Source organism: Shewanella algicola, assembly GCF_014648035.1.
Classification (GTDB): Bacteria; Pseudomonadota; Gammaproteobacteria; order Enterobacterales; family Shewanellaceae; genus Shewanella; species Shewanella algicola.
In genome coordinates, this window is sequence record NZ_BMQI01000052.1 from 1 (window position 1) to 18,055 (window position 18,055).

Genomic DNA, 18,055 nt, shown 5'->3' on the forward strand with positions numbered 1-18,055 from the left:
AAGAACTTGAGCTGTTAGATAGCACTAATATCGTGTTTGCTTAACCAGATCTGAGGTTGATTACACCCAAGCAGGTGATGAAGATACTCCGTTATTTTATGATGCAGACGGCGCTTATGATGTGGGCTATATCTATGGGCCACTTCGCGGTAGAGAAATCTACGCTGGCATGAAGTACACATTCTAATGCTACGTCTAGCCTGTTTAATAATAATGTTATGCGTCGCGCCTTTATCGGCGGCGCAGTTAACGGTTGATTACCAGTTTAAAGACTTGCGCGGGCAAACTACCAGCAACCTTGCGCATTTACATGGTAAACCGGTCGCGATGATGTTTTTTGAGCCAGAATGTCCGTGGTGTATCAAGCAGGCAAAAGTACTCAAGAAGCTACATCAAGAATGCGAGCAACAGGTGCATCCGGTTGCGCTAGGTGTTAACGGCGATAATGTGAGGTTAAAACGCGCATTGTTTCGGCTTAACTTTCCGTTTGAAGCCTACCGACCACCCTCTAATTTAGTGCAAGAGATGGGCGGGATCCCTGCTACACCCATTTTACTTTTGTTAGATGAACATGGCGTGCTTATTAAAGGGTATCGCGGCTATACCTCCATGGATGAGCTTAAAGCGCAACTTTGTCCAACCGTATAATTAGTGAAAGACACTCATAAGTGCCTTTTTTATGCCAATTACTCAGACAAACCGCCAAGTATGAGGGTTTGGGCTGAGCCAGTAATAAATCGAACAAGTATTTTGCTGAGCGCAATAGCATCAGCACCCCGTCAACACCTATGGCAAATGCGCCGGTAGCCAATGAGCTGACATTAGAAGTAAAGCTCGATGCAGTAGCGGTTTTCCCCGACAAAATTGCTGCGATGGCGATGGCAAATGCCGCGGTGACAGGGCTGTTTTTAACAAACATAAAAAGCCTCAACAACGACTATCAATAAAACTGATGCTAAACCCACCCGCATTCGAATTTGTTCTTTTAACTAAAATGCAAATAAGGGTTGGTATGCTTTGGGAGAACAAAGTTTGTTGCCGCGAGCATTTGTTAGCTAACCGATTTATCCAAGGTGGTATTTCTGCCGCCGCCGAAGCCACATAATGCACACAATAGCGCAGCAATAATGCATAACCACAACGGCGCTTCCCAGCTACCTGTTGAGGTATGAAGTGCTCCTGCCATCATAGGGCCTATTGCCGCTAATAAATAACCGACACTTTGTGACATACCAGAAAGCGAAGCCGCTTGATGCGGGTCATCTGTGCGTAAACTAATAAACGACAACCCCAAAATAAAACAGCCTCCAGAGCAAAACCCCAACATAATCGTCCAGAAAAAAGCAAAGCCAGGCATGTATAACAGGCCTATTGCGGAGCTGGCGCTGAGTAATCCCAAAATAAAGCTCAGCGCACTCTGATCTTTTAACTTAGCCAGCAATGGGATTAATACTAGCCCGGGGAGCGCTGTCGCAATTTGAAAGGCGCCATGATATGCCCCAGCTTCAACCGCTGAGTGGCCGGTATCAGTTAATATGCTAGGTAGCCAAGCAAGGATGATATAGGTAAGAAATGAGTTTAAGCCGAGCAATAAGGTAATTTGCCACGCTAATAAATAGCGCCATACACTTTTTGATGATGGCGCAAATTGCGACATGCTCGCAGGTTTAGTGTGCTTGCCTAATTGCGCTGTCCACACAATTAACCCCGCGACCGTTAACATTGCCGACGAGCCCAATGCCAATTGCCAACCTAAACCATTAAACTGACTCAGCGGGAATACCAACGCAGAAAAACCCCCCGATGCAATGCCCATGGTAAGTACATAAGCAGAGGTTATGAGTGCCACTTTGGTGGCGAAATCTCGTTTGATTAGGCTCGGTAATAGCACGTTTGCAATGGCAATACCGACACCAATAACCGCAGTGCCCACAAATAACATGGTTGATGAGTCGATAAATCTCGCTAAAATGCCTAATAAAATCAGTATTAATGCGACAAATAAGCTTTGCTCTAGGCCTTGTCTTCTGGCAAACATGGCTGCCATAGGTGAAATAATCGCAAAAGCAATAAGCGGTAGTGTGGTGATAAAGCCAGCCTGTGAACCGCTTAGTGTGTAGTGATCAATAATTTGTTCTAACACAGGCGCAATGCCGGTAAACGGCGCGCGTAAATTAGCCGCAATCAGTAAGATACCCATCACCAGTAATACACCGGAGAAGCGCGATTGCGGTTTGCTATTATCGGTTTGTAACGTCATTTTCTGCTTTAGATTTCACTTAATAATGCTCGACAGTATAAAGATTTGCCCGCTGAGATAATTTAGCTATAGTGACATTAAATATCTCAAAACGGACAAGTCTATGTTTAAGCCTGTAGGGTGGGATGAGATCAGCGACTTTGAATCGATGCCACAACCTGTCATCGCTAAAATTGAACAAGCTTGTACCAGCCATGAAATCCCGTTACACACTCACCCTAAAGGTCAGTTAATTTTTGCTTTGCACGGTTACGTGACCTGTGAAGTATCGGCAAAAATGTGGATGGTGCCAACCCATAGCGCTATTTGGATCCCGGCAAATAAACTACACAGTAATCGCGCCTCAGATAGCGCACAACTGTGTCATGTGTTTATTAATAGCAACATGCAAGGTATGCCGCAACATACTTGCACCTTGGCGATTACGCCCTTAGTTAAAGAGTTAATGTGTGAGCTGGCTGCGCATGATCAACATTACGATTTAATCAGTAAAACCGCACGTTTAGCTCAAGTGTTATTTGATCAGTTGAGTGACATGCCCATTCAGCACCTAGATGTTGTGCTGTCAAAAAATGCTGTGATTCAGGCTATGAGCCAACAACTGATAAGCCAACCGAGTGATAGAAAAACCTTGCCGCAATGGGCCGATGAGTTTGCATTAACAGAACGCACCTTGGCACGATTAATCAAAAAAGAAACCGGCATGACATTTGGAAAGTGGCGCACCCAAATTGATATTATTACCGCACTGCAAGCGTTATCAGACAAGCAAAGTGTCCAACAAGTGTCTGAGTTGTTAGGTTACGAGTCAGTAAGTGCCTTTATTACTATGTTTAGAAAAGTCATGAAACACCCACCGATGAAATACATGAGCGGGTTAAACCAGTCGTCTCTGGTGTCGAGTTAAGTTAATATTTTTGCAGGATAAGGAATAATGCAGCAGCGGTAAGCGGCAAGTTAAGTCATTAAAAAGGTACCGTTAAAGTATTGAGATTAATGGCTTAGCGCTTTATTTTTATCTATTAACCGTTATGATACGCAAGGGTTAAATAATCGTTAAAGGAATAACATGTACCGCTTACTTCTCATCCTCATGAGTGTTGGTTTACTCATCTCTTGCGCTTCTACACCGACCAATAATAGCTCCGCTATGACTCCGACTGATCTGCAATATGGTGAAGAACAAATACTGTTAGCACAGTCATACTACAAAGATGACCAACCTGAAAAAGCATTAGCGCTGTATCAACAATTAGCCAAGCAAGGGCACCCAAGGGCTCAGGGAGAACTGGGGTTGATTTATGACATTGGTGTCTTAGGTGTGAGCGAAGACAATGCACTCGCTTTAGATTGGTATAATAAAGCTGCACAACAAAATGACCCGCAAGCGTTGGTTAATTTAGCGTCTTTTTACCGTGAGGGTGAGTTTGTCGATAAAAATATTGATACCGCAGTGTCATATTACCAACAAGCAATTAATCAACAGTTTGCTATGGCAAGTTGTGAGTTAGGTTACCTGTATTTAGATGAACCCAATTATCAAGATTTGCACAAAGCTGAGCGTTATTTTCTTGCGGGAGCCGAGTCAACACAAGTTTCTTGTTACTTGGGATTGGCTTACTTGTATGACTTTGAAGTAAATGATCAAATAAAGGCTTTTCAATGGTACAAATTAGCGGCTGACAGTGACTCTGCAATTGCTCAGTACAATATCGCGTTAAAGTATTTAAACGGTACTGGAATAGATAAAAATCCTAAGCTTGGCCACCAGTATTTGGCTATTGCAGTAGAGCAAAATTATCCACTGGCGGTGGGGTATTTGGCTCAAATATATGATTTTGGTTGGGGTGTTGCTGAAAATAAATTAGCAGCGGTAGAGCTTTACCATAAAGCGGCAGAGTTGGGTGATGCTGACTCTCAAGTCAATTTAGGCTTACTGTATGAAGAGGGTGAGCTGGTTCCTGAAGATATTAATACCGCGTTACAACTTTATACGTTAGCGGCAGAGCAAGGTAATGCCATTGCGCTCAATAATATTGCCGCGATTTATTTGCGCGGTGACAAGGTTGAGCGAGATTTAGACATTGCACTGCCGTTGTTTTATCAAGCTGCAGCAATGGGTAGCCCCAATGCATTAACTAATTTAGGTACCATGTCGCGCCTTGGCAATGGTGTTGAACAAGACGATAAACAAAGCTTTTTATACTATAAACAAGCCGCCGAATTAGGTTTTACGCCTGCATATTTTCAATTAGGTCAAAGTTATCACCTAGGGACCGGCACAGAAAAAAACGATGAATTAGCATTAACTTATTTGTTAGCGTCTACTGAATATGATGAAAGTGCGGCTTTTTATATCGGCATCATTTATTCAAAAAGCCCTTCTGTAACGCCTGATTTTGATAAGGCTATTTCATATTTTGAAAAGGCTTATGAGTTAGGTCGTCAAGATGCAGCCTCTTACTTAGGCTGGATTTATGAAATCAAAAGCCCTGCGCATCATGATATTGACAAAGCCGTTTATTGGTATCAACAAGGCCTTTCAAATTCATATTCTTGCATGAGGTTGGCTCGATTATATTTACAAGGTAAAGGCGTGCCCCAAAATATCGATAAAGGGTTAGCGCTGTATAATGAGTACGCCAAAATAAAAAAATACGACATCGATGAGCTTATTGGCAACTTATATTTTTTTGGTGAAGTCGTCGATCAAGATTATCAAAAAGCCCTTTTTCACTATGAGAAGGCGGTCGCCAATAATCAAAGTCAAGCCGCCAATAACCTAGGCGAAATGTACCGATTAGGCCATGGTGTGGCTAAAGACATTGATAAAGCGATTTCACTTTACCAGGCATCTACTGAGTGGGGTAGCTTGGTATCCATGGCAAATTTAGGTGAAATTTATTTAAACGGTGAAGGTGTTGCGGTTGATCGCGAGCTTGGTATGAGTTGGTTAACTAAAGCGGCAGAGCGAGGACAAAATGATGCCCAATATCTTTTAGGGCAAGGCTTAATTACCAATCAACAACAAGCTGCTGGTGAACAGTGGATTAAAAAAAGCGCAGAAGCGGGCAATAAAAAAGCCATACAATATTTAGCTGAACATCAATAATACGGTTTAGCTGCTATTTAGTTAACACCAGGTTTTACCTCGGCTAGGTGATGGAGAGAGAAGTGAATTTGTTCAATGTGTGTTTAGGTGCAGTGTTAATGCTGATGTCTGTGTCTGTGTCTGTTGTGGCGTCTGAATTGCCGACCCGTGATATCAGTGAGATTATTTCTAAAGAGGAGTTTTTGTCTTATGAAAATGTCGCTGATTTTATTGAGCACTCGCCTAAAGTCACAGTGTTCGTGGCGCCTGAAGCAGACGATATTGCCAATTATGGCACTGATGTAATGAAAACCTTAACCGGCTCCGACTGTGATAGAGACGGTAAAATGGACAGCAACCCCGAGTGCAATGCAGTGTTTTATAAATTGTGGGTAAAGTACCAGCTATAGCTGTCGACAAATAAGCAAGGATGGTGGCAAAAATAGGTAGCGCTTGATACCTACGAGTGCCGTTAAATTGCTACTTTACCGGCTTCAATAACGCATCCTGCATAGCTTGTACATCAAATTGCGCTAAGCCCTGGTTGACAGTATCGCACCACTTTTTACCCTCCTGAGTATTATTAAAAGTGATGTGCAACGTTTTATCTTGCACGATTTTGGGGTTTACTTGTAATAGTGGGGCGACCTTAGCTACTTGTGGATCAGACTTTAGATATTCAAACACGTTAACGTCCATAATGATGGCATCGATTCGGCCAGCGGCCAGCTTTAAAATATTTTGTTTTTCATCGATACCTGTCTCAAATTTTTGGCTGCCATTGGCAATCATATCGTCTATTTCAACAGTATTGATATAGCCTTTCAGTACCCCTAATTCATAATGATTTAAATCGCTGGCCTTGTCCCAAATAATCGGGTTACTTTTGCGTTCTATCAGTACGATAGGGCTGGCACCTATGGGTTCTGAAAACAATAACTCGCTAGAGGGATTATAGTAAGTGGGGTAATAGCCAACGACTTGGCCTGTTTTTACAGTTCGGGAAGCTCGGTTCCAGGGCAAAATACCGATGGCGAGTGTGTGACCTTGATAACTCAATGCTTGGGTAATGATTTGGCTGTTGATGCCATATTTGGGGAGAGCGCTGCCAGTAAAAGGGGGCCACTCTATGCTAGAAAGCTCGAGCGTATCTGCGTTTATTTCTGCAGGTAAACACATTGCCAGCATAAAGCACATGCACAATGTTGATATTTTTTTGGGTAATGCATCTATCATCCTTTTACCAATCCGTTGCGAGCTCATTTGTAGCACGTCTTAGTATAAGCATAAATTGAACACAATTTAATTTGTTTATACCGAGTGGATCACGGTTTCATCCAATAGTTAATATTTGACTTACCAACATTACACTAGCTTAAATAAAATAGTTGGAGTAAAAGCTTAAAACAGCTTTTTGAATCCCTTGTCAGCTGACAATTGTCTATAGCAGCCTACAGATAAAAGCTTTCGCCGCAGTTCTTTTTATCGCCTTTAGTTAATTCAAACAACGCGCTGTTTTGTCGGCCTGTAACAAGGTTTTTAGCCTGTTTATTAAGGCTTGCAATGTTTTTTATCTGCTCTATGTTGAGTGCTGAGTTGTAACAAAATACACGGATGTATTAACAAAACTATAAATAATTGCTAACAGTAAATTTGATGCTGTAGCAGATAAAAAAGAGGACAACCCATGAAAAAATCGATGTTGTTGCTGTTAGCTGGTTTATTCAGTTGTGCAGCACAAGCGGCAGTCAGTGGCTATCCAGTGGTATTAGTGCATGGCTTTCAGCCAGATAACTTACAAAGCAAACCTACTGGGGCACAGGTGAGCAATAATGGTGCTGATTATTGGGCGCAATATTGGCGCGACAGAGCCGACGAGCGTATTGATTGGCCGTCGCAAGAGCGAGTAGCCGATAAAATCACTAGCCAATATGTTTGGCCAAAATTACAACAGATGTCGCGCGATGGCACCTGTGCTAATGGATGTGTGTTTGTGAGCCATTCAACAGGCGACTTAGTGACGCGATATATTATCGATAACCAAGCATTATGGTTACAAAATGCTGGATTGCAACCGCTTAATATTGTGGCAACGTTCGACTTCGCGGGTGCTGGTGGCGGTGTTGAGTTAGCAGATTTAGCGGTCAATGTGGCTAATGGTTCTGGTTTAATTAATTCCGCTGTCAAACTCGCGGTGTCATTATGGCTCGGTGCTACGCCATCATCATCTAACATTGGGGTGTTAAATGATTTACGGGTAAATACCGCACGTCAATTAGCTTCATTTCCCGACAGCAGAGTGCCGCGCTTACGTTTTGCTGGCGCAGGTTCAGATTTTTTAGGAACAACTGGTGCTTTTTTACCGGGTGAAGATGACGGCGTTGTTGCAAGTCACTCTAGTTGTGGTGCGGCATCTGCCAGCAGTTATAACAGTTGCTCGCGCAGTGTTGCATTTGACGGCAAGTTAACCTCGGTTAGTGGTCCAAGTGCATTTATGCCTTATCATTATCCTATGTTGATGAGTGAAGGTTATAGTCACAACGACACCATTGGCAGCAGTGCTAAAGATGAAGTGACCACCGCCAATAATAGCTCGGCTTACTTAAATGGCGACAACATCAAGTTTACTACCTATGACGAAAAACGTGGCTGGTGGATTTTTAGTTCGCGTTATAGAGTGGTGAGCAACTCAAAGCGAACGAGCATGTCGTCATTGGTTTACCAGGCCGCAAATTAGTCCCCACTCAATGCGGGTTAAGCTATTATGAAACATAAAAAAATTATCAGTATTGTTGCCCTGCTCAGTGGATGTGCAGGATATTGGTATCTCTTTTCTGAGCCGGCTCCCACGCCGGTCCAGGCAGTTGTTCCAAACCAAGACTCTCAAATCGCTACTCATCAACCCAGTGTGGTAAAGCCGATGACGTCTAAGCAAGTTACCGTAAAAGAAACCTTACCCGAGACGGTGAGCGAGCGCTTTTCATTGCTTGCTAAAGCTTATGCACAAGAGCTTTCTTTGCCTGCTTATTCGGTGCCGCTTGGGATTGATGATGTGCATTTGTTAACCCCTAATCGTTATGTGCCACAACCTGTGATGTTAGAAGGGGGTGCTAGCGCGAGTATAGTGATGCCTAAATATCGCTTTAGTTTTCCTGAACCTGTCACGGTGACGTTAGAGGTTAATGGTTTATCGATTAGCGGTGTCAGCGCCTCGATTAACAGTGAAACCGATGCAAGCGCACCGGTGTTGACTGAAGATGAGATGACGGGACAAAACGGGCTCTGGACAGTGCAACTCGATGCCACAGAAGAGTGGGATGGCCCGATGTCGGTCAATGTTACTTTTAGCGCTAAAGGTAAAAAGCAGACCTTAACGACGGGTATTGAATATAGCTACCCAGCAGCGACCATTACCGGTGTCGGTGAGGTGCGCGCTGAGGGGAGTGATATGTTAATCCCACTAAAACTAACGGTCGAAAAAGCCGGTTATTATCGGGTAAGAGCCAATTTATATACTACAAATCAACAGCCGGTAGCGCTGTTAACCGCCTCCGAAAAACTATCAGAAGGTGAGGTTAAAATAGAGCTCAAAGCCTATAAAGGCGTGCTGCCTAAGCAAGATGGTGAGTTTACTCTGGGGAGCTTTGTATTGGAGCGCCGCCCAACAGTACCAGGGGAGTTAACACGTTATGGTCGCAGTAATGAGTCGAGCTATGAGTTAGGGGGATTTGCTGTTGAGCAACTGTCTGATGAGCCTTGGCAACCTGACGAGCAAGAAATGCAGCGTTTAGAGTTTTTGCAAAAAATGGCTAATGAATAGGTGTAAAAATGCTGACCCAGTTAATGTCAGTTAATCTTGCTGTAAACACAAAGTGAATGTCATATTTTGAAATGCGCAATTCTCTTTTGTGTAAGTGAGAATATTGTCTCTTTTCCATTGGATTGAGGTGTACTTTTTTTAAACAGGCTTATACTCAATATACCGCCTAACATATTTATATACTCACAAGGATTTAAGGCGGAAATTGGGAGGATACATGTTCTTAGACTACTTTGCGCTAGGTGTACTTTTTTTTGTCATCATTTTTATTTTCTACGGCATTATTGCCATCCACGATATTCCCTATGAGATTGCCAAAAAGCGCAATCACCCTCAGCAAGACGCCTTACATATTGCCGGCTGGGTTAGTTTATTCACCTTACATGCAATTTGGCCATTTTTATGGATATGGGCCACCTTATATCGTGAAGATAGAGGTTGGGGGTTTAGTGATTCTCGCAAACGAGAATTAATACTAGAAGGAGAGGTAAAAGAGTTAATTCAGCATGTGAGCGTGTTAAACGAACGCTTAACAGCATTAGAGCAACCCGTCGCAGTGGGCCAACCGACCCAATCAGACGATAAACCACAAGAGGCATAATCATGGACTTATTACTCATACTGACTTATGCCGCCATTTGTATCGCGATTTTTAAAATATTTAAGATCCCATTAACTAAATGGACAGTGCCGACAGCCATTCTTGGCGGTATTGTGTTAATTGGTACGCTATTAATGTTGATGAATTATAACCACCCATACACCCGTTTTGCCCGAGAATACTTTGTCACTATCCCTATTGTGCCAGCTGTTAAAGGATTAGTGACAGAGGTGAATGTAAAAGCTAATTCACCGATTAAAAAGGGCGATGTGCTATTTAAAATTGACCCTACACCTTACCTTGCGGTGGTTAAACAAAAACAAGCTGCGTTAAAAGAGGCAGAGTTACAAGTGCCGCAACTTGAAGCTGCATTTAACATAGCCGCTGCCAAAGTGGAGCAGGCCACAGCAGATAAAGACCGCACTGAATCTGCGTATAAACGTTATGAAGAGGGCCATAAAAAGGGCGGGCGTAACTCGCCTTTTACTGAGTTAGAGCTCGATAACCGTCGTCAATTATTTGTTTCGGCCTCTGCACAGCTTAACGCCGCAAGTGCCGAAGCGCTACGTACTCGCTTAGCTTATGAGTCTAACCTTGATGGCGTCAATACTAAGGTTGCAGGGCTTCAGGCTGACTTAGCTAAAGCTGAGTATGACTTAGCGCAAACCGTAGTGAGAGCCCCGTCTGATGGTGTTGTGACACAGCTTGCCCTGCGCGAAGGAGCTATGGCGGTGCCATTACCTTTACGCCCAGCGTTGACTTTTATCCCTGCTGAAACCCGTTACTTTGCTGGCGCTTTTTGGCAAAACTCATTGTTAAGGCTAAAAGAGGGAGATGACGCTGAAGTGATTATTGATGCAATGCCTGGGCGAGTGTTTAAAGGCAAAGTGTCTAAAGTTTTACCGGCAATGGCTGAAGGTGAGTTGCAATTTAGTGGTAATTTACAGTCGTCTAATATGTTATTTCAACGGGGTAGAGTGTTAGTGTTGATTGAGCTCGAAGATGATGCTTTAAGGGAGTCATTACCTGCTGGTGTTGCTGGCCAAGTGGCGGTTTATACCGATCACTTTAGCCATGTCGCTGTTATGCGGAAAGTCTTGTTAAGAATGCAAGGTTGGTTAAATTACCTGTTTGCCGAAGGTCATTAACGTCTATAAAAATACGTTTTGTGTTAATCGTGCGGTCGCTAAGCTGTTTTGTGTCTTTATTGCACTTTATTGCACTTTATTGCGGCCGCTATTTTTGGCGCTATATAACGCTTTATCTGCACGAAAAAATAGCTCGTTCATTGAGGTGTCACCCTCGACGAGCGTACTACAACCAATTGATATGGTGATATTAATCCCCTTACAGGTTTGCGATACATAAAATGGATGTTGAGCAATTTGCGCTCGAATACGCTCGGCAATCAGCTTGGCCTCGTCCTGAGAGGTCATCGGTAAAATCGCGGTAAATTCTTCTCCACCAATACGTGATAACGAGTCTGATAGGCGCAATAATTTATCGCATGTTTGGGCAAATTCTTTGAGTATCTTGTCGCCGCCTATGTGGCCGTAGTTGTCATTGATCGCTTTAAAATAATCGATGTCGATCACTAACAATGAGAGCGGTTGATTAAACCGAATCGCGCGGGCACATTCTTGCTTGGCGATTTGATTGTATGAACGGCGATTGTGTACACCGGTGAGTTGATCGGTATTGACCAGATTTTCAATATGTTGGTGGGCATCTTCTAATGCTTTTTGGGCATTTTTTAATTCGGTAATATCAACGCCCATAATGATGGTATTGCCACTGTCGAGATTAATTCTGGTCATTTTAAACCAGCGCCCATCTGTTAAGTCAGTTTCGTATTGATTAAGCGCTTTGTCTGAATGCAGCTTATGCAGGTTTGCCAGCCATTGTTCAAAATTGTCGGTGTTGATAATGACGCCTTGTTTGGTTTCCCAAGCGTTGCGCAATAAATCGGCAGACTTTTTGCCCGTTGCATTTTGTACTGTAGTACCAAATATGCTGGCAAAATGTTGATTGCAATAAATAACTTCCTTGTCACTGTTGATTACGCCTAAGCAGTTTGGCGAAATTTCTATTCCCTCTATAAGTATGGCTTCTAAATTTGCAGGTGTACTTTTTTGCATAGAATACTCAAGGATGTGGCAATGCTTATTCATAATTATAAGTTAAATTTGTCACTTTTTGTTAACAACTAGTAAGTTAGTATATTATTGCTTTGTGGTGGGTGTTGTTTGTGATTGTTTTTTATTGGTTTTTTAAAAAGTCACAATATGAATAAATTATCTTTTGTCAGTCTTATGGTTGAGAGTATTGGTATGGCGGTTGATAAAAGTAGTATAGCAGAGATAAAAAGCCCGACTATGATGAAAATCGTCGGGCTTTTTGGGTGTGACTTATTCAAACAGCTAAAGCATATTAAATGCTAGTCAGTTTGCTTTTGAGATCGTTTGGCTTCATTGGTAATTTGCGTAAACGCACGCCTACCGCATTATAAATTGCGTTGGCTATAGCGGGTGCTACTGGCGTTACTGCTGGCTCACCTAAACCTGAAGGTGGTTGCGTACTTGGAATAAACTCAATTTTTATCTCTGGCGTTTGGTAGATACGTACTGGCGTATAAGTACTAAAGTTTGAGTCTTTATACTGACCATTAACGATCTCGGTGCCTTCATGAATAGCCATTGATAAGCCCCATAACGCCGCGCCCTGACACTGTGCTTCTGCGCCATTAGGATCAACAATAATCCCGGCATCAATCGCGATATACAGTTTTTGTACTTCGATGCTGCCACTGTCTTTGTCTACCTGCACTTGAACGGCACAAGCCACCCAAGTAGGCATATCGCGCTCTTGACCAAAGGTAGATGCAATGCCTAAACCGGTGTTTTCGGCTTGCGGTTTGCCCCACTCAATCATTTCAGCAACTTTCTTAAGCACGACAGCCTGACGAGCAGCGCCGCCAGCAGCAACAGGTGTGGTACCCGCGTTACGGCCTTCGGCAATTAGCATGTCGAGGCGAAATTGCAGTGGATCTTTACCGGCATGATGCGCGGCTTCGTCCATAAAGCTTTCAACCGCCCAACCTGTCCAACCCGGGCCCACTGAACGTAACCAACCCGGTCTAAAAGTGGCAATGGCTAAGTCGTTAGACACCGCTCGCACTTTTTGTGCGCCTACGCTGTACCAGTGATCGGCACCAGCAATTGAGAATGGATCAAATGGCTGACCATTAACCCCTTTAGGCATAAAGCCTGGTGCTAATACTTGTGTTGGCCAACCTGCCGTAGCGTGATGTTCCATGGCGGTAACCGCTTTTTTATCATCGAACGCCATTTTTAATTGCTGTACTGAAGCCGAGCGCGCACTATCAAATTGCATATCTTGCGGACGCATCATCACCATTTTAACGGGCTTACCGCCTAATGCTTTAGAGGTTAATGCCACAGGAATGGTATAGTCGCCGTTGAGTCTGCGGCCAAAACCACCACCCAACATGTAGCTACGGATAACGATGTTAGCTTCGTCTTCACCTAATGCTGTCGCTAATACAGGTAACGTAAGTGACTGCCACTGACAACCTGAATGAATTTCCCAAATACCGTCTGGATTTTTAAATACCAAGGCATTTAACGGCTCCATCTGCGCATGCAATACGGTGCTGGTGATGTATTCTTCGGCGATAGTGCTTTTTGCGCTGGCAAACGCTGGCTCAGTTTCAACATTACCTGTATCTAAAATGCCGCCTTTGCTGGCGTCGTTGAGTAACGTTTTACCGTGAGCAATAATATCGGCCTCAGACACATTAGCGGTTTCGCCTGCATCCCAGGTTACTTTGACTAGTTTTGAGGCTTTTTGTGCGGCAAAAAAGCTGCTGGCAATAACCATTAACCAACCTGGTACACTGCCACTGGCATCATCTAACACGATTGTTTGTTGATAGCCTTTAACCGCTTTGGCGGCTGAGTCATCAAATTTAACCACTTTTGAGCCATAACGCGTTGGCGGCAAAATGGGGTTGGCGTACACCATGCCATCAACTTTAGCGTCGATACCAAATACGGTTTTACCATTGGTTTTATTAGCGATATCAAGTGAGGTGACTTGCTGGCCAACTAATTTAAGATCGGCATTGGGTTTAAGCGGCAGTTGCTTGAGTTCTTCTTCGGTAAATTGGCGGGTTAAGCCCATTTTGACCAATTCGCCAAACGACAATTCGCCTTTGCTTGATACGATTTTACCTTTACTGGCTTTACAGTCAGCAGGTGCAATGCCCCATTTTTTAGCTGCCGCTTCAATTAATGCCGTACGACCGGCGGCGCCTGCCTGGCGGTACACAGGCCAGCTTTGTGAAATAGACCAGCTACCACCCGTGACCATATAACCCCAGCGAGGGTCACTGTCTACGTGGATAATTTCAATATCGTCCCACGAAGCTTCTAATTCGTCAGCAAGAATACGCGCAATAGCGGTACCCACATGCTGGCCCATTTCTGAGCGCATAATGTTGACTTTAATTTTGCCGGCGGTGTCGATTGAGTACCATAAAGACGGCTCATAAATGTCGCCTTCTGTTGGTAGTACTTTGCCGTCTGGGCTAGCTGGATCCATTGCTGCCATTAAGTGGCGAGGAAACCCAAAGCTGACGCCGACCGCGGTCATGGCAATTAAAAATCCACGGCGGGTCATGCCAGCCGATCCACGTTTAGGCAGTCTGCTCATCGTTGCTCTCCTTGGTTGAGTTTGCAGCTTCATGAATGGCACTACGGATGCGCACGTAGGTCATACAGCGACATAAGTTACCGCCCATTACCGCATCAATATCTTTGTCGGTCGGTGCTGGGTTGTCTTTTAATAATGCGGCGGCTTGCATGATTTGGCCTGACTGGCAGTAACCACATTGTGGTACTTGCAGTTTTTGCCAGGAGATTTGCAGCGGATGGTCGCCTTTTTCAGATAGGCCTTCAATCGTAGTGATTTCAGCGCCTTCTACTGACGATATTGGGGTAATGCATGAGCGTGTTGCTTGGCCACCAATATGTACGGTACACGCGCCGCAGCTACCAATACCACAACCAAACTTAGTGCCGGTCATGTTGAGTTCATCGCGGATCACCCACAAAAGCGGGGTGTCGCTTTCTACGTCGGCAGTCATCGGTTTGCCGTTTAAAATAAATTTTGCCATTGGTCACTTCTCCAGTGAATTAATGCTCTAACTTGGGCTTGATAATTATCTCGCCCACTTTTTAGTTTTGGCTAGGTGTTTCCCCAGCTGATTGACGCTCAATACATCATGAAACCGCTCATCGTAATACGATGGGGCGCGTGGCGGTTGTTAACTCTATCGATAATTACGTTGTTAAGGGGAGTTGGATCATCTCAATACGCTGCATTAGCAAATGTCAGTAGTGGTTAGTCTTTAGCTCACTGATCATTTATGTAATCCAGCGCAACCAAGGTGTTACTTGGTCGGATAAACTTTGATGAGTCATGACTGTGCCTGGCAAAGGCGACGAGATCTATCATAAATTGCCAAGCCGATATCATTGCTTAACCTAAAATTACTGCGCCACATACGTTATTCTTGATGGGTTTTGGCCTATTAGGTTGCCTTATTTTCTACACGTAAGTGCAATAAATAAGGGAATCTCTCATCGTACGCTCCCTGTTCGAATCTTTATTTATATTTGGTTAATATTTAAGCCTAAGCAATGCTTATTGCTTTGTAAAGAAATCAATTGTCAGTAAATTAGTTATTAATAATACAGCAAGCTATAACAGGAATACATGAGATTTTGTAATCGCAGCGCTCATGTTAATTCTTTGTTTAATAATCTTTTTACTTCGTTTAAGCAATGTTGCTCATTTATCCGTTATCGCTTAATTGAATAGCAAATGGAATAGCAAATTGAACAGCAAATTAATGAGGTTATTATCGACATTCATGGCCGATAGCGCTATTCGATGTTGGTCTAGCCTAATAACGTAAGTTTGGCCCGATATTTTGCTTGTATTTACTGTTGTTATTTATGATAATGAATGAAAACTATTATCATTTGCATTTGCGGGTTGAATCATTATGGAACTCATCAGCGTTTCTTCTTTATGGGTAGGGTGTTTGTTTGCTTATTTAGCGTCTGATAAGCAGCAACTTATTAGCCTGCCGTTTCCTAAACTACTCGCGTGGAGCCTAGGTTGTGCAGCTATGCTATTTGCTGTGTGGGGTTTTAGTCATACCTACAGTTTGCTGGTGGCTAGTTTATTAGTGATCATTTGCGTCATGACCATGTGGATGATGTTGGTGTTGCTCGCAGCTCACTTCAAAGGCCACAGTATGTGGGTGAGTTCGTTCGGTTTCGCCTTATTTGTCAGCATTATGATGGTTGGCGTTAAGTAAAATGTGGTTAAAGTCGCTTGCAGCCTTTACCTGGGGGTTATTACTGGCTGTCTGCCTGGTGTTAATAGTTTTTCGTTTGTTGCCGTTAGCGGTAGATAGCAAATTGTTTATTGGCATGCTGTTGGGCTTTTGTTTATGGGTTGCGGTGATGGCGTATTGCTACAGCCGTAATACTGCTAAAGCTGCCAGTATTGTTTGTGGTAAATGGTTTGTCGTCACTGCCGTTGCTAATGTGTGGTTGTTTTATATTCCTGTTTATTAATGAAGCCTGTAATGAATCCTCGCGCTAACGCCTCACATAAAGTGATTAAAAACCTCGTCGAAGCCCACAGTTGGCTTGGGCTGATTATTTCGCCATTACTGTTTATCGTATTTTGGGCCGGTGCGATTACACTGTTTCATGACGAAATCGCACAGTGGGCCATTACGCCACATCACCCAGTGCAAAGTAGTCAGCAAGACATACCGCTTGGCAGCTTAGTTGAACAAAAGCGGGCAGAATATCCGCTTGATCAACAAGGGCGTTTTCGGATAAATATGCCCACCGCATTAGTCCCTTATTATATTTTTTATATGGAAGTGCTCGACGATGCCGCAGAAAGTGGCCGTCAGTCTTTAGCCATTCTGGTGGACCCTAAAACCGGTGAAACGGTTGCGGGTAAAGATGACTTCTTGTTATCGCAATTCATTTATCGGCTGCATTACAACCTGCATTTACCTGGTGGAAGCTACCTCATCGGTATGGTGACATTAGTCTTTTTGTTTGCCCTAATCTCTGGGGTGTTTATTCATGCCCGCAAACTGTTCAAGCACTTTTTTCAGTATCGGGTAGATAAGCAGCGGCGCGATAATCTATTAGATTTACATACTGTGGTCGGCGTCATGACGCTACCGTTTACCTTAATGTATGCACTTAGCGGACTAATCCTCAATTTAGCTATTGTGTTTCAGCTGGCTTTTGCGATGTTTATTTACCAAGGCGATCAACAGGCGTTGTTAAATGACGCAGGCTTTAAGCGTGTGGTCGAGCCTCGCAGCCAAACACCGATGGCGATGGATAACGCTTTTGAGTTGATTGAGCAAACGCGGCAGCAAGACAATTTTGAATTACGTAATGTGATTTTTCATCATTACGGCGCCGACAATGCATTAGTGCAAGTGCGTGGCAGTGATACCGCCAGTTTTGCCCAGCGAGACGAAGTGACTTTTCGTGTTGCTAATGGTGCCGTGGTCGATAAGGTCAATGCTGAACAATACAATGTATTCCGCCAAGGACGCGATGTGTTAGTGACGCTGCATTTTGGTAATTTTGCCGGTATGGATGTGCGCATTTTATACTTCATTTTAGCCATCGGCATCAGCGCGATGATAGTGGCAGGTAATATGTTGTGGATTAATAAGCGCCGAGTGCAGCGTCATTCTTCGCCGCGCAGTATTGCCATTGCAAGTGCCGTCACTCTAGGTGGATGTAGCGGTATTATTGTGGCCACCGCAGTTGGTTTTTTATGTGAGCGAGTGTTTCCTGCTACGTTGCCAGCCCGCGAAGATTGGCTTGTTGCCTGCTTTGTACTGGCTTTGTTAGCGACCATGTTAGTGAGTATTAACATTGGCAATGTTAAACGCCATATTAGCCGCTTATTACTGCTTACCAGTGCACTGTTATTAATAACATTGATAGCCGATTGGCTGATGTTTGCCGAGCAGATTATTCACTTGTGGCAAAACGGCTATACCGCAGTGATAGGCGTGCAAGTGGCGATGGGCTTAATGGCTGCTATTGGCGTGTTTAGTGCGCTAAAACTAAGAGGCGCGCAGCACGTTAATACCCGAGAAAAGCTTGGTGATCCCCTTATTAATTAATCAGGTGAACGAAA

At 43.7% G+C, this 18,055-nt stretch carries 17 protein-coding genes; 12 read left to right on the forward strand and 5 right to left on the reverse strand.

Translation table 11 applies throughout. The features are described 5' to 3' along the window. Nucleotides 1–213 precede the first annotated feature (213 nt). Nucleotides 214–648: a TlpA family protein disulfide reductase gene (locus IEY42_RS17990; protein WP_229780157.1), complete on the forward strand. Its 435-nt coding sequence runs from the start codon at nucleotides 214–216 to the stop codon at nucleotides 646–648. 140 nt (nucleotides 649–788) lie between these two features. After that, the gene (locus IEY42_RS17995; protein WP_188926681.1) at nucleotides 789–947 is read left to right on the forward strand and encodes a hypothetical protein; all 159 of its coding nucleotides are present in this window, start codon (nucleotides 789–791) and stop codon (nucleotides 945–947) included. A 104-nt stretch (nucleotides 948–1,051) separates the two neighbouring features. On the opposite strand, the gene IEY42_RS18000 is transcribed toward IEY42_RS17995, so the two are convergent. Continuing rightward, a complete protein-coding gene (locus tag IEY42_RS18000; protein WP_188926682.1) occupies nucleotides 1,052–2,260 on the reverse strand; it encodes an MFS transporter in 1,209 nt (402 codons plus the stop codon). Nucleotides 2,261–2,363: 103 nt separating this feature from the next. Here IEY42_RS18000 and IEY42_RS18005 point away from each other — a divergent pair, with 103 nt between their 5' ends. The 3 genes from IEY42_RS18005 (at nucleotide 2,364) to IEY42_RS18015 (ending at nucleotide 5,761) form a co-directional block, all read left to right on the forward strand. After that, entirely contained in the window at nucleotides 2,364–3,167 is an 804-nt protein-coding gene (locus IEY42_RS18005) for an AraC family transcriptional regulator (protein ID WP_188926683.1), read from the forward strand. Between the two features lie 162 nt (nucleotides 3,168–3,329). Then, entirely contained in the window at nucleotides 3,330–5,372 is a 2,043-nt protein-coding gene (locus tag IEY42_RS18010) for an SEL1-like repeat protein (RefSeq protein WP_188926684.1), read from the forward strand. A gap of 62 nt (nucleotides 5,373–5,434) precedes the next feature. Further along, entirely contained in the window at nucleotides 5,435–5,761 is a 327-nt protein-coding gene (locus tag IEY42_RS18015) for a hypothetical protein (RefSeq protein ID WP_188926685.1), read from the forward strand. A 70-nt stretch (nucleotides 5,762–5,831) separates the two neighbouring features. Here the strand turns inward: IEY42_RS18015 and IEY42_RS18020 are convergent, their stop codons facing one another. Next, entirely contained in the window at nucleotides 5,832–6,587 is a 756-nt protein-coding gene (locus IEY42_RS18020) for a substrate-binding periplasmic protein (RefSeq protein WP_188926686.1), read from the reverse strand. A gap of 451 nt (nucleotides 6,588–7,038) precedes the next feature. Between IEY42_RS18020 and IEY42_RS18025 the strand changes: the two genes are divergently transcribed. From IEY42_RS18025 to IEY42_RS18040, 4 genes are all read left to right on the forward strand, one after another. Further along, nucleotides 7,039–8,088 (forward strand): hypothetical protein, encoded by a 1,050-nt coding sequence (locus IEY42_RS18025; RefSeq protein WP_188926687.1) that lies wholly within the window; start codon nucleotides 7,039–7,041, stop codon nucleotides 8,086–8,088. Between the two features lie 27 nt (nucleotides 8,089–8,115). Beyond that, the gene (locus IEY42_RS18030; protein ID WP_188926688.1) at nucleotides 8,116–9,171 is read left to right on the forward strand and encodes a hypothetical protein; all 1,056 of its coding nucleotides are present in this window, start codon (nucleotides 8,116–8,118) and stop codon (nucleotides 9,169–9,171) included. A gap of 217 nt (nucleotides 9,172–9,388) precedes the next feature. Then, entirely contained in the window at nucleotides 9,389–9,772 is a 384-nt protein-coding gene (locus IEY42_RS18035; protein ID WP_188926689.1) for a DUF3302 domain-containing protein, read from the forward strand. A 2-nt stretch (nucleotides 9,773–9,774) separates the two neighbouring features. Continuing rightward, complete coding sequence (locus IEY42_RS18040) at nucleotides 9,775–10,920, forward strand: HlyD family secretion protein (protein ID WP_188926690.1); 1,146 nt, start codon at nucleotides 9,775–9,777, stop codon at nucleotides 10,918–10,920. Between the two features lie 66 nt (nucleotides 10,921–10,986). Here the strand turns inward: IEY42_RS18040 and IEY42_RS18045 are convergent, their stop codons facing one another. The 3 genes from IEY42_RS18045 to IEY42_RS18055 form a co-directional block, all read right to left on the reverse strand. Next, the gene (locus IEY42_RS18045; RefSeq protein WP_188926691.1) at nucleotides 10,987–11,910 is read right to left on the reverse strand and encodes a sensor domain-containing diguanylate cyclase; all 924 of its coding nucleotides are present in this window, start codon (nucleotides 11,908–11,910) and stop codon (nucleotides 10,987–10,989) included. Between the two features lie 292 nt (nucleotides 11,911–12,202). Beyond that, nucleotides 12,203–14,506 (reverse strand): xanthine dehydrogenase family protein molybdopterin-binding subunit, encoded by a 2,304-nt coding sequence (locus IEY42_RS18050; RefSeq protein ID WP_188926692.1) that lies wholly within the window; start codon nucleotides 14,504–14,506, stop codon nucleotides 12,203–12,205. Beyond that, nucleotides 14,490–14,969, reverse strand: a complete 480-nt coding sequence (locus IEY42_RS18055; RefSeq protein WP_188926693.1) for a (2Fe-2S)-binding protein — start codon at nucleotides 14,967–14,969, stop codon at nucleotides 14,490–14,492. Before IEY42_RS18055 ends, IEY42_RS18050 begins: the two co-directional genes overlap by 17 nt. Nucleotides 14,970–15,863: 894 nt before the next feature. Here IEY42_RS18055 and IEY42_RS18060 point away from each other — a divergent pair. From IEY42_RS18060 to IEY42_RS18070, 3 genes are read left to right on the forward strand one after another with little or no spacing between them, the layout of a single operon-like run. Then, on the forward strand, nucleotides 15,864–16,181 hold the full coding sequence (locus IEY42_RS18060) for a hypothetical protein (RefSeq protein WP_188926694.1): 318 nt from the start codon (nucleotides 15,864–15,866) through the stop codon (nucleotides 16,179–16,181). A 1-nt stretch (nucleotide 16,182) separates the two neighbouring features. Then, nucleotides 16,183–16,443: a hypothetical protein gene (locus IEY42_RS18065; RefSeq protein WP_188926695.1), complete on the forward strand. Its 261-nt coding sequence runs from the start codon at nucleotides 16,183–16,185 to the stop codon at nucleotides 16,441–16,443. An 11-nt stretch (nucleotides 16,444–16,454) separates the two neighbouring features. After that, the gene (locus IEY42_RS18070) at nucleotides 16,455–18,041 is read left to right on the forward strand and encodes a PepSY-associated TM helix domain-containing protein (protein WP_188926696.1); all 1,587 of its coding nucleotides are present in this window, start codon (nucleotides 16,455–16,457) and stop codon (nucleotides 18,039–18,041) included. Nucleotides 18,042–18,055: the final 14 nt, after the last annotated feature.